This window comes from Parabacteroides faecis (assembly GCF_014647375.1).
GTDB classification, from domain to species: Bacteria; Bacteroidota; Bacteroidia; order Bacteroidales; family Tannerellaceae; genus Parabacteroides; species Parabacteroides faecis.
Window position 1 is genome coordinate 87,473 of the sequence record NZ_BMPB01000013.1, and the last position, 15,714, is coordinate 103,186.

Annotated in this window: 17 protein-coding genes; all 17 read left to right on the forward strand. The window is 41.5% G+C overall.

Annotated elements, in window-relative coordinates; translation table 11 throughout:
* The first annotated feature begins 22 nt into the window (after positions 1-22).
* The 17 genes from IEY67_RS18680 (at position 23) to IEY67_RS18760 (ending at position 15,713) form a co-directional block, all read left to right on the forward strand.
* Complete coding sequence (locus IEY67_RS18680) at positions 23-1,387, forward strand: tetratricopeptide repeat protein (protein WP_122374034.1); 1,365 nt, start codon at positions 23-25, stop codon at positions 1,385-1,387.
* Between the two features lie 2 nt (positions 1,388-1,389).
* Positions 1,390-2,055: an LPS export ABC transporter periplasmic protein LptC gene (gene lptC, locus IEY67_RS18685; protein ID WP_122374035.1), complete on the forward strand. Its 666-nt coding sequence runs from the start codon at positions 1,390-1,392 to the stop codon at positions 2,053-2,055.
* 7 nt (positions 2,056-2,062) lie between these two features.
* Positions 2,063-3,319, forward strand: a complete 1,257-nt coding sequence (locus IEY67_RS18690) for a hemolysin family protein (RefSeq protein ID WP_183670842.1) — start codon at positions 2,063-2,065, stop codon at positions 3,317-3,319.
* Positions 3,320-3,416: 97 nt separating this feature from the next.
* Positions 3,417-5,555, forward strand: coding sequence for a peptidylprolyl isomerase (locus tag IEY67_RS18695; RefSeq protein ID WP_122374037.1), 2,139 nt, complete (start codon positions 3,417-3,419; stop codon positions 5,553-5,555).
* 122 nt (positions 5,556-5,677) lie between these two features.
* Complete coding sequence (gene rlmN / locus IEY67_RS18700; RefSeq protein ID WP_183670840.1) at positions 5,678-6,709, forward strand: dual-specificity RNA methyltransferase RlmN; 1,032 nt, start codon at positions 5,678-5,680, stop codon at positions 6,707-6,709.
* Positions 6,710-6,764: 55 nt separating this feature from the next.
* Entirely contained in the window at positions 6,765-7,802 is a 1,038-nt protein-coding gene (locus IEY67_RS18705; protein WP_122374169.1) for a DUF4837 family protein, read from the forward strand.
* Between the two features lie 13 nt (positions 7,803-7,815).
* The gene (pdxA, locus tag IEY67_RS18710) at positions 7,816-8,931 is read left to right on the forward strand and encodes a 4-hydroxythreonine-4-phosphate dehydrogenase PdxA (protein WP_183670838.1); all 1,116 of its coding nucleotides are present in this window, start codon (positions 7,816-7,818) and stop codon (positions 8,929-8,931) included.
* A 177-nt stretch (positions 8,932-9,108) separates the two neighbouring features.
* Positions 9,109-9,576 (forward strand): FAD synthase family protein, encoded by a 468-nt coding sequence (locus IEY67_RS18715; protein ID WP_007658908.1) that lies wholly within the window; start codon positions 9,109-9,111, stop codon positions 9,574-9,576.
* A 9-nt stretch (positions 9,577-9,585) separates the two neighbouring features.
* A complete protein-coding gene (locus IEY67_RS18720) occupies positions 9,586-10,314 on the forward strand; it encodes an SDR family NAD(P)-dependent oxidoreductase (protein WP_122374040.1) in 729 nt (242 codons plus the stop codon).
* A 7-nt stretch (positions 10,315-10,321) separates the two neighbouring features.
* The gene (locus IEY67_RS18725) at positions 10,322-11,209 is read left to right on the forward strand and encodes a CDP-alcohol phosphatidyltransferase family protein (protein ID WP_122352929.1); all 888 of its coding nucleotides are present in this window, start codon (positions 10,322-10,324) and stop codon (positions 11,207-11,209) included.
* 7 nt (positions 11,210-11,216) lie between these two features.
* Entirely contained in the window at positions 11,217-12,044 is an 828-nt protein-coding gene (locus IEY67_RS18730; RefSeq protein WP_122352930.1) for a lysophospholipid acyltransferase family protein, read from the forward strand.
* Between the two features lie 100 nt (positions 12,045-12,144).
* The gene (locus IEY67_RS18735) at positions 12,145-13,329 is read left to right on the forward strand and encodes a sigma-54 interaction domain-containing protein (RefSeq protein WP_122353100.1); all 1,185 of its coding nucleotides are present in this window, start codon (positions 12,145-12,147) and stop codon (positions 13,327-13,329) included.
* A 1-nt stretch (position 13,330) separates the two neighbouring features.
* Positions 13,331-13,843 (forward strand): LptE family protein, encoded by a 513-nt coding sequence (locus tag IEY67_RS18740; protein ID WP_122352931.1) that lies wholly within the window; start codon positions 13,331-13,333, stop codon positions 13,841-13,843.
* Positions 13,844-13,847: 4 nt separating this feature from the next.
* Positions 13,848-14,618: a DUF8458 domain-containing protein gene (locus IEY67_RS18745; protein ID WP_122352932.1), complete on the forward strand. Its 771-nt coding sequence runs from the start codon at positions 13,848-13,850 to the stop codon at positions 14,616-14,618.
* 7 nt (positions 14,619-14,625) lie between these two features.
* The gene (secG, locus tag IEY67_RS18750; RefSeq protein WP_122352933.1) at positions 14,626-15,006 is read left to right on the forward strand and encodes a preprotein translocase subunit SecG; all 381 of its coding nucleotides are present in this window, start codon (positions 14,626-14,628) and stop codon (positions 15,004-15,006) included.
* A 168-nt stretch (positions 15,007-15,174) separates the two neighbouring features.
* Positions 15,175-15,480 carry a DUF4491 family protein gene (locus IEY67_RS18755; protein WP_010802445.1) on the forward strand — a complete coding sequence of 102 codons (306 nt, stop codon included), beginning with the start codon at positions 15,175-15,177 and terminating at the stop codon, positions 15,478-15,480.
* A 32-nt stretch (positions 15,481-15,512) separates the two neighbouring features.
* Positions 15,513-15,713 (forward strand): hypothetical protein, encoded by a 201-nt coding sequence (locus tag IEY67_RS18760; protein WP_122352934.1) that lies wholly within the window; start codon positions 15,513-15,515, stop codon positions 15,711-15,713.
* The last annotated feature ends 1 nt before the right edge of the window (position 15,714 follow it).

The following is a 15,714-nucleotide window of genomic DNA, read 5'->3' on the forward strand; positions in this document are numbered from 1 at the left end:
GCTAACTTAAATTAAAACAGATATGAAAATAAAGGTATTATTAATTGCCGCTGCATGTTCCATGGGAGCATTTGGCGCGTATGCACAGAAAGGAGTAGATAATGGCACACAGTTCGGATCTGGTGAAGACAGTATTCGTTGTGTAACCAATATCAGCTTATTCGTCCCTTATGCAAAGGCTGGAAACTTCAAGGATGCATACGATTTTTGGAAAATTGTTTATGATGAATGTCCTGCGGCAACAAAGGATATTTATCTGCATGGTGTAAAGATCATGGCATGGAAGATTGCCAATGAGAAAGATCCGGCTAAAAAAGCTGCATTGATCGATGATCTGATGGCTGTATATGACAAGCGTGTGAAATACTTCGGTGATGACAAACGTTACGGTAAAGACTGGATCGTTTCCCGTAAAGCGCAGGATTATATCCAGCAGATGGGCGAAAAGGCCGATTATAATAAACTGTATAACTGGTTAGGTGAGATCATCAACGAATATGGCGACAATACCGAAGCATTAGGTGTTTCTTTGTATATGTTTGCTTCTTATCAGAAGATGGCTGATGATCCTAATCATAAAGGACAGTATGTAGAAGATTATCTGAAAGCTTCTAAAATCCTGGATACCCAGTTACAGGCTGCACAGGCTGCTAACAATGAAAAAGAAGTTAACAACCTGACTACTTTTAAAACAAGTGTGAACGGTGCGTTTGCAAACAGTGGTGCTGCCGATTGCGAAACATTGCAGAACTTATATGCTCCTAAAGTAGAAGAAAGCAAAAGTGATTTAGCTGCTTTGAAAGAGATCGTAACTTTGCTGAGACGTGTACGTTGTCAGGAAATTGATGCATTCTTTGCTGCTGCAGGTTATGCTTATCAGTTGGAACCTAGTGCAGATGCTGCTATCGGTATTGCTAAACAGGCTGTAAAGAATAAAGATTATGATAAGGCTATCAAATATTTTGAAGAAGCTGCCAATATGGAGACAGACCCTTCTTCAAAAGCTGAAGATTACTATATGATGGCTTTATTGTCTTTCGACCAGAAGGGCTATTCCAAAGCAAGAGAATACGCAAAGAAAGCTATATCTATTAACGGAAGCTATGGTGCTCCTTATATCCTGATCGGACAGATGTATGCTGCAACAGTTAAGAACGTGTTCCCGAATGACGGTGTTTTGGCAAGAGCTGCTTATAATGTAGCTATCGACCAGTGGGAAAAAGCAAAACAGGTTGATGAAAGCTCTATAGAAGAAGCAAATAAACTGATCGGTACTTACCGTGCTCATTTACCTTCAACAGAGGAAGTATTTATGCATCCGGATTTGGAAAAAGGTAAAGCATTTACTGTAGGTGGTTGGATCGGCGAGACAACAAGAATCAGATAATTATGACGGAAACGCGTTTTCTTGGTAAAACGAACAAATATGGCATAACAACTATCTTCGTGGTAGTTGTTATGCTTCTTTTATTTATGGCTTCTTGTGGCAAGGAGAATAAAGAGGTGGTCGAGGTTGAATTCGACCCGGAAAATACCTATACTATGAGAACGACCGACGTTGTCAGCTTGGTTTCGGACTCCGGTATCACGCGTTACCGAATGAATGCGAAAGAATGGCTGGTATTTGGTAAGGCCAAAGAACCTTATCATTATTTACCCCAGGGGGTTTATGTAGAAAAATTTGACTCTCTGTTTAATGTGGAGGCAAGTGTAAAAGCGGATACGGCTTATTATTGGGATAAAAAGACATTGTATAAACTGATAGGACATGTGAGTGTCTTGAGTCTGGAAGGTAAAAGGTTGGATACATCCATTTTGTTTATCGACCAGAAGGAGGATAAGATTCATACAGATGAGTATTTTGAATTGCAGGAAGGAGATAAGATCATTACAGGTATTGGTTTTGAGTCTAATCAAAATATGACGAAGTACACGATCTTTGATTCTCAGGGTACTTTCCCTGTAAGCGAAACACCTCGTGATACATCGAATGTAAATACAACTACAGTTGACTCGACGGCTGTAGAGGTGGCAAAGGTAGATTCAATAAAATAAAGTTGATGTGAATGCTTTAACGTACATATTGATTTCGCTGGCTTTTTCAGCTTTTTTTTCAGGCATGGAGATTGCGTTTATTTCTTCCAATAAATTGCGGCATGAACTGGATAAAAAGAATAAAAATATTGCCGGTAAAATACTGGATATATTTTATCGGAATCCCAACCAGTTTATTTCAACGATGCTGGTGGGTAATAATATTGCATTGGTCGTTTATGGCCTGCAAATGGCAATTATACTGGAACCGTTTATAGCCCGGTTCGTTACTAATGAGGCTTTGATCGTCCTGATCCAATCGATTATCTCTACATTGTTGATCCTGTTTACGGGAGAGTTTATACCAAAAACGATTTTCAAGCTGAATCCGAATTTCTCCTTGAACTTGTTTTCGGTTCCTTTACTGATTATATACATTATATTATATCCGATTTCAAAGTTTTCGGCTCTGATTTCTTATTTGATACTGAAGTTGGTGGGAGTGAAGAATATCACTCAGTCCAGCAGGCGTACTCTGGGTAAAGTCGATCTGGATTTTTTTATTCAGCAGAGTATTGAAGATGCACCCTTGAATTCGGATATGGATACCGAAGTGAAAATATTCCAGAATGCACTCGATTTCTCTAATGTTCGTTTACGTGACTGCATTGTCCCGCGGACAGAGATTGTTGCATGTGATACGACAGCCAGCATCGATGAGCTACGTTCTAAATTTATCGAGACAGGATTGTCCAAGATTTTGATATATAATGAAAATATCGACGATATTATAGGATATATCCATTCGTCGGAACTCTTTAAGAACCCGGAAGACTGGACACAGAATATTAAGACTGTTTCGATTGTTCCCGAAACAATGGCCGCCAATAAGCTTATGAAAGTCCTGATGCAGGAGAAAAAGAGCATGGCCGTTGTAGTGGATGAGTTTGGCGGGACAGCCGGGATTGTGACACTGGAAGATCTGGTTGAAGAAATTTTCGGTGAGATAGAGGATGAGCATGATATGAAATCGTATGTTGCCCGTAAGGTTTCGGATGACGAATACCTGATATCGGGGCGTATGGAGATCGATACCTTAAATGAAAAGTTTAATCTGGAATTGCCGGAATCAGACGATTATGTAACGATCGCCGGTTACATACTGCATTTCTATCAAAAATTTCCTAATTTGAATGAATCAATCGTAATTGATAAATATACTTTCAAAATAATAAAAGTAACGGCGACGAAAATAGAACTTGTACGAATGAAAGTAGGCAATTGATGAAAAAAAGTGGAATAAAAGATGTAACAAATCCTTTTTTTCGTATCTTCGTGCCCTTAAACTGTAAAATATAAACTTTAAAAATAAATAACGATAAATGGCTACGCTGGAAAAAATCAGAAGCAAAGCAGGACTGCTTGTACTCGTTGTGGGTTTGGCATTGTTCGCTTTTATCATTGGAGACTTTTTGAACTCCGGTTCTACTTATTTCAGACAAACTCAGGAGAGAGTTGCTAAGGTTGACGGGGAAGTAATTAAAATTCAGGATTATCAGGGACGCATTGATGAAATGACTGAGATGTATAAAATGCAGTCAGGTCAGAGCAGTCTTCCCGAAGAATACATGAATCAGATCCGTCAGTCGGTATTCGACGCTATGGTACAGGAAGTTGTACTTGACGAAGCAACAGATAAATTAGGTATGGGGGTAAGCCCGGAAGAGTTGTTCGACATGGTTCAGGGTGAAAACATTTCACCGATGATCCAGCAGATGCAGATGTTTGTGAATCCGCAGACCGGAGCATTTGACAAGTCTGCTTTGTTGAACTTCCTGAAAACTATCGATGATGACAATATTGCCAGTTATCCGGCAGATCAGCAGGCTCAATTGATCCAGGCTCGTAATTTCTGGTTGTTCTGGGAAAAGAATATCAAACGTCAGCGTCTGGAACAAAAATATACTACGTTGCTGAGTAAAGCTGTTTCTGCAAATGTTTTGGATGCTAAAGAAGCATTCGACAATGCTGCAGAAAACTCTGATATCGTTTATGCAATGCAGTCATACGCTAGTATTCCTGATTCAACGATTGAAGTGAGCAAGAGCGAAATCGAAAAGCTGTATAATCAGCGTAAAGAACTTTACAAACAAAAAGAAGGTAAGGTTATTAAATATATCGCAGTTGATATCCGTCCAAGCCAGGAGGATTATGACAAAGCCAGTGCAGATATCGAATCTCTGAAAGAAGAATTTAAGACTTCTGAAAAGGTTGCTGATATTGTAAATGAAAACTCTGAAGTTCCTTACATGGATGCTTTCTTTACAGAAAATGCTTTCGATCCTGAAATGAAACAATTTGCAACGACTTCTGAAGTTGGTGCTGTGTATGGCCCGGTATTTGACAATGACAAATACAGAATGTTCAAGCTGGTTGATAAAAAGATGGCTCCTGACTCTGTAAAGGTAAGTCACATCATGTTAGCTAACTCGGGTGACGAAGCACGTACGACTGTTTTGGCTGACAGTTTGATGAACGTATTGAAGAATGGCGGAAACTTTGAAGAACTGGCAAAACAGTTCTCTGCTGACCAGGCTGCTGAAAACGGCGGCGAACTGGGATGGTTTACTGAAATCACTGCACTGAGAGGTGTAAATGAAGATTTCAAAAATGCTGTTTTCTCAGCTCCGGTTAATGAAGTTGTAAAAGTGAAGTCATTATACGGAACTCACTTGGTGAAGGTTACGGAAAAAACAGCCAATGTGAACAAATATAAAGTGGCTGACATCGACATGACTGTATCTCCGAGTTCAAAAACATATAGCAATATCTATAATGAATTGAACCAGTTCATTTCTAAGAATACCGATTTGGCTAAATTGGATGAAGCTGCTAAAGAAGCTGGCTACAACCTGATCTCTGGTGTAACAGTTACAGGAGATAACCAGACTTTGGGTAGTATCAAGAATTCTCGTCCGGTTATCCGTTGGGCATTCCAGAACGATAAAGGTAAAATCTCTGAGATTTTTGAATGTGATGATAAGTTCGTGATTGCCGGAGTAGAAGGTACATTGAAAGAAGGTTACCGTTCTGTTGCTTCTTTGACTCCAGCGCTGAAAGCTGAAATCGCTGCTCAGAAGAAGGGTGAAAAGATTGCTGCAGATCTGAAAGCAAAGAATTTGACATCTGTAGAAGCTTATGCTGATGTGATGGGATCGAAAGTCGATTCTGTTAAGTTTATCAACTTCGGAACTCGTCGTATTGCAGGAATCGGTGTAGAACCGAAACTGAATGCAATGGTTTCTGTTGCAGAAGTGGGTCAGGTTAGCGAACCGGTTGCCGGAAACAATGGAGTATATGTATTTAAAGTATATGACAGAAATAAGGAAGCTAAAGAATACAACGAAGCAGAAGAAATCAAGACTTTGGATGCTTCAAATGCTTATCGTTTCGGATTCCAGGCTATCCAGTCATTGGTTAACAAGGCAGATGTAGAAGACAACCGTATCCGTTTCTTCTAAATAAATAGCTATAAAAAGGATCAGGTATATCCTTTTGAAGGAAAGCTGCCGGACTTATTCAAAAAAGTCCGGCAGCTTTTTTTATCTTTGTAACTGAATTAATCGTTATAGAACAAAATACAATGCAAGAGAAAAGACGATTGTTAGGCATGACGCTGAACGAACTGAAAGAGGTCGCTGCACAGGTCGGCTTGCCCGGTTATGCAGCAAAGCAGATGGCTGATTGGCTGTATAAGAAGAAAATTACGTCCATTGCGGAAATGAGTAATATTGCTATTGCCAAACGAAGCCTTTTGGAAGAGTCTTTCGAGATAGGAGCGGTACCTCCGGTCGATTGTATGAAATCGGTGGATGGTACGATCAAATATTTATTTGCTGCAGGTCCCGGTAATTTTGTCGAATCGGTTTATATACCGACCGATGACCGGGCTACGTTATGTGTTTCTTCACAGGTGGGTTGTAAGATGAACTGCTTGTTCTGTATGACGGGTAAACAGGGTTTTACAGTCAATCTCACCTCGAATCAGATTTTGAATCAGATCCAGTCCCTTCCCGAGTCGGATTCGCTGACTAATCTGGTCTTTATGGGAATGGGAGAACCATTGGATAATGTAGACGAACTGTTCAAAGTGCTTGAGATCCTCACGTCTCCCTATGGGTATGGCTGGAGTCCCAAGAGGATAACTGTTTCTACTATCGGAGTTGCGAAGGGACTGAAACGTTTTCTGGAAGAGAGCGATTGCCATCTGGCTGTCAGTCTGCATTCTCCTTTCCATGAAGAGCGTTTATCTTTGATGCCGGTAGAAAAAGCATATCCGGCACAGGAAGTTATCGATCTGATCAAACAATATGACTTCACTCATCAGCGCCGTGTTTCTTTTGAATATATAGTTTTTAAAAATTTAAATGATAGTCCGAAACATGCTAAAGCTCTGATTTGTTTACTGAATGGAATGGAATGCAGGATTAACCTGATTCGTTTCCACGCTATACCTGATGTCCCGTTGGAAAGTTCGGATTTAGCGAAAATGGAAATCTTTCGTGATACTTTGAATAAAGCAGGGCTCGTTTGTACGATCCGGGCTTCAAGAGGAGAAGATATATTTGCTGCCTGCGGGATGCTGTCGACAGCAAAAAAGCAACAAAATGGATAGAAGACAAGTCATTTAATGGAAAAGAACTATATTTGTGTAATAAAAACGAATGGGTATGAAAAAGATTTCTTTACTGATTAGCTTATATATGTTCCTGGTATTGCTGGGATCATGTAGCTCTGGTCCGGTTGGAAAACGGGCTACTGGCCTCGCTTATGAGGTTGTTGTAGTAATGAAAAAAGCAAACTGGGATGGCCCTTCGGGAAAGGCTATTAAACAAGAGCTGACATCTGATGTCCCAGGTCTTCCTCAGTCTGAACCAGCATTGAAAATAACTTATGTAGATCCTTCGCAATTTGACGGGTTATTGACTTATGTGCGCAATATTCTGATTGTCAATATTGATCCTTCTATTTATACGAAGACCTCATTGAACTATGAGAACGATCGTTGGGCAAAAGGACAGGTAGTTGTCACTCTGAATGCCCCTTCTCCGGAAGCGATAATAGAGTATGCACAGGCGCATCCGAGGGCGCTTGTCGATTTCTTCGTGAAGGTTGAAATGAACAGGGCTATAGCACAGCTGGAGAAAGATTATAGTTCGGTAGTTATGGATAACCTGAAGGATCATTATGATCTGATGTTGAATGCACCGGCTAACATGACTTATTACCGGGATACTACGGACTTTTTCTGGGCATCCAATAATGCCAATACCGGACGTACGGATTTGATTGTATATACTTTCCCTTATACGGATCCGAATACATTTACGGCCGAATATCTGGTAGAGAAGCGTGACTCCGTATTGAAAGCGAATTTGCCGGGTGCTTTCCCGGATTCTTACATGACAACGGAATCGCGGTTCGGAGTTGAATACACCCCGATCACAGTGAATGGAAAGTATTGCGGCGTATTACGTGGTTTATGGAAGATGGTTGGCGATATGATGGGAGGACCGTTTGTCAGTCATGTCCGTCTGGATGAAAAAAATAACCGCGTAGTTGTTGCCGAAGGTTTTGTCTTTGCTCCTGAAACAGATAAACGTAACTTTATCCGCCGTATCGAAGCTGCTTTATATACACTTCGTCTGCCGGGTGAGTTTGATAAATCGGTAGAAGAGAAGCTGGACATTCCGGAAAGTAAGAAATAAACAAACATAATACATGGAAGAACGATTGATTAAGGTGGGCATTACCCACGGAGATATAAATGGCATCGGATATGAGGTGATCTTGAAAACATTCTCAGATGCCAGGGTTGCAGAACTTTGTACTCCGATCATATACGGATCATCGAAGATCGCAGCTTATCACCGGAAAGCGTTGGAGTTGCCTCCTGTGAATATGAATATCATCTCTCAGGCCGAAGATGCCGGTATTAACCGGGTGAATATCATTAACTGTGTGGATGATGAAACAAAAGTGGAATTATCGCAATCGACATCGATCGCCGGAGAAGCTGCATTCCTGGCTTTAGAGGCTGCCGTTACTGATCTGAAAAGAGGGGCGGTGGATGTATTGCTGACGGCTCCGATCAATAAACATAATATCCAGAACGAACAGTTCCATTTTCCGGGACATACCGAATATCTGGAAGAACGTTTCGGAGGAGTAGGGCGGAAAGCTTTGATGATCCTGATGAAGGACGGTCTGCGTGTCGCTTTGGTAACTGGGCATATACCTCTTTCCGAGGTTCCTTCCAAAATAACTGTGGAGGATATTGTGTCGAAGTTACGTATATTCAATCAATCGCTCAAACAGGATTTCGGTATCGTGAAGCCTCGTATTGCCGTACTTTCTTTGAATCCGCATGCCGGGGATGACGGCTTGTTGGGTAAAGAAGAAGAAACGATCATCATACCCGCTATGGAAGAAGCAGAAAAAAGAGGTGTGATGTCTTTTGGACCGTATGCGGCAGACGGATTTTTCGGTTCCCAGATGTATGATAAATTTGATGGTGTACTGGCAATGTACCATGATCAGGGACTGGCGCCGTTCAAAACGCTGGCGATGGATGACGGTGTTAATTATACGGCAGGTTTGTCGATCGTGCGGACTTCTCCGGCACATGGTACCGCCTATGATATTGCCGGACAGAATCTCGCTTCCGAAGAATCGTTCCGTCAGGCTTTATATACAGCTCTGGATATTTACCGCAACCGGTCTATCTATCGTGAAGCGACGGCTAATCCACTCCGTAAACAGTATTTTGATAAGGGCGGCGATAATGAAAAGCTGGATCTTACCAAAGATGACGATACAGAGGTTTCTCCTCAATAAGTAATGAATAAATATCCCCCGGAAAACTGTTTTCCGGGGGATATTTGTTATAAAAGCTGGCTCTTTATACCTGTTGTATTTTATAATAATCTGGTCTATATTGCGCTTTTTGACTTCAATCTTTTTTTGATAGGAAAAGTTTGCGTAAGTTTGTGGTTCAAAATTGCAACATGAATTATGTTTAAAGATAAAACGATCGTATATACTTCCGGAACATTCGATATGTTTCATTATAATCATCTCCGGATGATCAATTATGCTCGTAGTCTGGCTGATATCCTTATCGTAGGAGTAAGCACGGACGAACTGGTTTCTTCCTATAAAGCGAATCCCATTATCCCGTTCAATGAACGTCTTCAAATCATTGAAGCGTTGAAAACTCCGGATATTGTCATACCGCAGCATACGTTGGATCATACAGAAATTGTAAAGAAGTTGAATATCGATGCTTTCGTGGTTGGTGACGACTGGTTCGGCAAATACGATTATCTGAAAGATTTAGGTGTACAGGTTTTCTATTTCCCATATGGAACCGGCGTATCTTCATCTAATTTGAAGAAAACGATTCATGATTCCTACGAAGAGAACCTGAAATATCAACGACATGCTAAACCTGCTACTGTAAAGGGAAAAGGGGAAGAATAAAAAGAACTCATGGAAAAGTGTGCTTTAATTACCGGTGGTACGAAGGGTATAGGTAAAGCGGTGGCTTTCTGTCTGGGAAAAGCCGGGTATGACCTTGTGCTTACTTATGCCTCTGATCCGGAAAAAGCCGAACAAACACAAGACTGTTTGCGGCAGCAATTCGGGATCAACGTGTCTGTACTACAGGCTGATATAACAAAGAAAGAATCCATTGATAAAATAGATGCTTATTTGCGGGAGAATAATTTGCTGTTGGATGCTGTTGTCTTTAATGCAGGACTGACTTGTCGCGATTCATTTGAAGACTTGTCGCTTGCAGATTGGGAACGGGTCTTTTTTGCGAATGTACATTTCCCTGTATTCTTATTACAACGTATTGTTCAATTGATCAATAAAGGGGGCAGTGTGGTCTTTACCGGTTCTTTGATGGGTATTCAGCCGCATTCGGTTTCTCTGGCTTACGGGGTAACCAAAAGTGCTGTGCATGCTTTGGTAAAGAATATGGTCAAATTCCTGACACCTTATGAGTTGCGTGTGAACGCAGTTGCTCCCGGGTTTGTCGATACCGAATGGCAGAAGACTAAACCGGCCGAGATACGGAGGAATATAGAGAACAAGGTTGCTTTAGGACGTTTTTGTGATCCGGAAGAGTTGGCCGAAGTGTATAAGATGTTAATAGAAAATAGTTATTTTAATGGCGAAGTGGTCGTTGTAGACGGCGGATATTCGTATAAATAATAGATCGATGAGTAATTTGGATAAAGAATACGAAGCATCACTGAAATCGATAGAAACAGAAAATGTGGTTGACCGGGCGTTTTATCGTCCGATCGGTTTCCGTATCGCTCGTATGTTGCGTGGCACGGGTATTACCCCGAATATGGTGACGGTCATTTCCATATTTGTAGGAGCGGCCGTCGGTTTCATGTTTTATCATGATAATCTGGTTTATAATATCTGTGGTATTTTATTATTGATTTTTGCTAATATACTCGACTGCGTAGACGGTCAACTGGCACGTCTGACCGGCATTAAGTCTGCTATCGGGCGAATACTTGACGGATTTGCCGGTGATATCTGGTTTGCTTCTATCTATGTCGGTTTTGCTCTCCGTTTATCTCACGAATATGGTACTTACTGGTTTTTCGCTTTAGCCGTTATTTCCGGCTTATCCCATCTGGTACAGGCGAATATAACCGATTATTATAAAACATTACACCTTTATTTCATCAGTAAGGATAAGGGGGCAGAATTCCAGTCTCTGGAGCAGGTGATAGCCCGTCATAAAGAGATGAAACTGGGTATCAATAAAACATTTTATTTTCTTTACAGGGGATATACTTTACTTCAGGTGAAAGCCACTCCTTCTTTGCAGCGTATGTTACAGAGTCTTCATGCCAAATACGGGGATGATATTCCGGAAAATGTACGGGTTGCTTTTCGTAAACAAAGTCGTGACTTAATGCGTTATATAGATTTGCTGACATTTAACGGACGTACGATCGTTATGTTTATCGTTGTGTTGGTAGGTGAGGTCTGGGTTTATTTCCTGTATGAAATAATCGTATTGAATTTTGTATTGCTCATGTCGATGCGCAAACACGAAAAAATGTGCGCATCGTTTATTGAATAAATAGAATATGAAAAAGAGCGTAGTAGACATTAATGATTTGCAGGAAGCTGCCCCGTTCTTCAGAAGCCGTATAGGCACCTTCCTTGGCAAATTACTGATTAAATGGTTAAGTGTTGACAAGGTAAATAAGGTACATGCCAATAACTGCCATTTGCGTGGATCAGCGTTTACTACTGCATTACTGAATGACCCCCTGATCGATATCAAGTATAAATTGCATAATGCGGAAATATTGGATCATTTGCCAGAAGGGGCATTTATAACAATATCGAATCATCCGATAGGTTCGGTCGATGGTATTATACTGATCGATATCATGGCAGCCCGTCGTCCGGACTTTAAAGTTATGGTGAACGAGATCCTGGTAAAGATCGGTGCCATGAAGGATAATTTTGTTTCAGTCCTACCCGATTCTACCGGCAATGGTCCGAACCCGGCTAATATAAATGGCGTACGCTATTCTTTACAACGCCTGAAAGAAGGGCATCCGATGGGGTTCTTTCCGGCTGGGGCGATTTCTTTTTATAATAAGGAAGACAAGGGAATCCATGATCTTCCCTGGACACACAGCGTGATCCGTCTGATCCGCAAAGCTAATGTTCCGATATATCCCGTTTATTTTGATTTTTTAAATTCCCGCTTCTTTTACTGGCTGGGTAGTATCAGTTGGAAGATACGTACTTTGCGTATTCCTGCCGAGGCTTTTAACAAACGGGGGAAAACAGTTGATGTGTATGTTGGTGAACCTATTTCGCCTGACGAAATAAAGAATTTTACGGATGATACGGCACTGGCTGAATTTCTATTCAACCGTACTTATGGTGCTAAAAAATAAGAATCCGCTGATAGAATCCACTCTTGATAGCTGGAATTTGAATTAAGATTTGTAATTTTGGCAGACAAACTGAAATAATTACAGATATTCAATAGATATGATGATTAAGGTTGACGTCCAGCAAATAAAACAGCGTTTTGGAATTATAGGAAATAGCCCTGGCCTGAATAGGGCAATCGATGTCGCTCTCCAGGTGGCTCCGACTGATTTGTCTGTGCTTATTACGGGAGAAAGTGGTGTCGGTAAAGAAACTTTTCCTCAGATCATACATCAGAATAGTCCGCGTAAACATGGTCAGTATATAGCCGTGAACTGTGGGGCTATTCCGGAAGGTACCATAGACTCCGAATTGTTCGGACATGAAAAAGGATCTTTTACCGGAGCGTTGGCAGACCGGAAGGGGTATTTTGAAGTAGCCGACGGAGGAACTATTTTTCTGGATGAAGTAGGGGAGTTGCCCACTCCGACGCAAGCCCGTTTGTTGCGTGTTCTCGAGACCGGCGAATTTATTAAGGTCGGTTCTTCGAAAGTGCTGAAAACCAATGTGAGGATTGTCGCTGCAACTAATGTGAACCTGGTGCAGGCTGTGGCAGACGGGAAATTCCGTGAAGATCTGTATTATCGTTTGAATACGGTACCTATCCAGATACCGCCGCTGCGCGAACGTCCGGAGGATATCATCCTGCTGTTCCGTAAATTCGCAGGAGACTGTGCCGAGAAATATCGAATGCCGCCGATCCGGTTGGATGAAGAGGCACGCCAGTTGCTGACCTCTTACCGCTGGCCGGGAAACGTTCGCGAGTTGAAGAATATAACGGAACGTATTTCTGTGATCGAGGAAAACCGTGATATTACAGCCAGCGTGCTGCGTTTGTATCTTCCGGATCTGAATGTGGAAAAATATCCGGTGCTGGTTAAGAAACAGGAGAGCGACCAGAAGTTTTTCAACAGTGAACGCGAGATACTTTACCAGGTACTTTTCGATATGAAGAACGATGTCAATGAACTGAAAAAGCTGGTTCACGATATCATGGGAGGAAAAATGCCTATGCCGGTAGCCGACGAGACTACTTATGCACATCCGATCCATCCGGTACATTCGGCACCGATCCAGGAAGCGGAAGCGGTAGAGGAAGAAGAGACACTTTCGTTGGAAGATGTTGAGAAAGATATGATCCGTAAGGCGTTGGAAAAACATAACGGACGCCGGAAGAATGCGGCGGCCGACCTGAAAATATCAGAACGTACTCTTTACAGAAAGATTAAAGAATATAATTTGGAATAATATGTTGAAAAAGAATGTGATCTGGCTCTGTCTGATGATAGGGGTAATAGTAACGGCTTGTTCTATTTCCTATAAGTTCAACGGAGCTTCGATTGACTATACGAAAGTAAAAACAATTACTGTCAAGGATTTCCCGAACCAGGCTCCTTTGGTGTATCCTCCGTTATCGCAGGAGTTTACCGAAGCATTGAAGGATATTTATATCCGTCAGACACGCCTTCAGATGGTCAATAACAATGGTGATCTGGATCTGGAAGGTGAGATTACCGGTTATGAATTGACTCCGATGGCTGTCAAGGAAGATGCCTGGTCATCCCAGACGAAGTTGACGATCACTGTGCGTGTCCGATATTCTAACCGGACAAATCCGGAGGAAGATTTCGAACAGAGCTTTTCGGCTTATCGCGAGTTCGATGCGACCCGGATGTTGCAGGATGTACAGGCTGAGTTATGTACGGAGATTGTCGATGAGTTGACGGACCAGATTTATAATGCAACCGTAGCCAATTGGTAAAATTATGAAAGCTGCAGACTTATATCTATTGATAGAAGATCCCTCTCTGTTGACGAAGGAGACACTTTCCCCGTTGCGTCAGATAGTGGATGAATATCCCTATTTTCATATAGCCCGGATGCTTTACCTGAAGAATCTGGCTGTATTGAACGATATACGTTTTGCCGCAGAATTGAAAAGGATGGCAGTTTATATACCGGATAGAAGAAAATTATTTACATTGATCGAAGGAGAACGTTATGGCATGGCGTTTAGAACAGCATCGGATAAGGAAGAGACATCCGCTGCGGATTCTTTCTCTTTAATAGAAGCCTTTCTGGCTGATCGTGAGAGCGAGGGGGAACAACAACCGGCAGATGAGAGTTTATTGTTTCAACCATCCGTATCGTCGGATTATATTTATTGGTCGTTATCCAAAGATGAGACACCGGTGGAAGAGGAGCCGGCTGCCAGACTTCAGCATCATGATCTGATCGATTCTTTCATTAAAAACGACGAACAACGAGCACCGGGTAGCGGTTTGTCACTAACTCTGCAGTCGGATGATCTCTCTTCCCTGACTCCGTTGAAAGAAGAGGAGAGTGAGCAACCTCGTTCGTTGGACGATGATTCTTATTTTACCGAGACTTTAGCTCATATTTATGTTAAACAGAAACGGTATGAGAAGGCTTTGCAAATTATTAAAAACTTATATTTGAATTATCCAGAAAAAAATGCTTACTTTGCAGACCAAATTAGATTTTTGGAAAAATTGATTATTAACACTAAAAAATAAAACTAAAATGTACGTATTTATTTCTATTCTAATCCTGATCGCTTCAATACTTCTGATCCTGATAGTATTGATCCAGAACTCAAAGGGGGGAGGTCTGGCTTCGGGATTCTCTTCATCTAACCAAATTATGGGTGTACGTAAAACCACAGACTTTTTGGAAAAAGCAACATGGGGCCTGGCGGGTTTTGTTATTGTATGTAGTATCGTTATTACAGCATTTATTCCCAGAGCAACAACTACTACGCAATCTGAAATCAAAAAACAGGTAAATGAAGCTGTTACAATCGACCCGAATACGGTAGCTCCTAATTTCGGAACAGCACAGCCATCGGCTAATGCTCCGGCTGAAGAAGAAACTCCGGCAGAAGCTCCTGCCCAGGCTCAATAAGATTTTATTGTATAGCAATATATGCAAAAAGGCATTCCTTTCCGGGAGTGCCTTTTTTGTTTTAATTATTGTCCGATAAATACAATTTATCAGGACGAGTATTTAATTTTTGTATCTTTGTCTAAACAGACAAACCGACCTGTCTGTTTTATATTAAACAATACAAATATGGAGATGATAAATTTTGACGGGCTACTGATTGGGATCGTTACTTTTCTGATAATCGGATTATTTCATCCGATAGTTGTTAAAGCGGAATACTATTGGGGAACCAAATGCTGGTGGATATTCCTTCTTTTAGGAATTGCCGGAACGGTTGCTTCCTTATTGATCGAAAGTGTTTTTGTATCTGCTATCTGCGGGGTATTTGCTTTCTCTTCGTTCTGGACGATCAAGGAAGTGTTCGAACAAGAGGAGCGTGTATTGAAAGGATGGTTCCCTAAAAATCCGAAGAGACAATATCCGGAAAAATAATTGTATCTTTGTAGCCGTAAAAGAATACAGCTATGAAGAAGAAAAAGAAAGTCTCTCCGCTGGACGAGTACATCAAGGCGAACCGTAAAGGAAGCCGCGAAGCGGAACTGGAGAATCACGGACGTCCGGTCAGTCATAACCGGGTGCATGTATCGAAAAAGGTTTATAACCGTAAAAGAGATAAGGCAGATGCCCAGGGGCGTCTGCCTTACTTGTTTAACAGGGTTGCTTGAT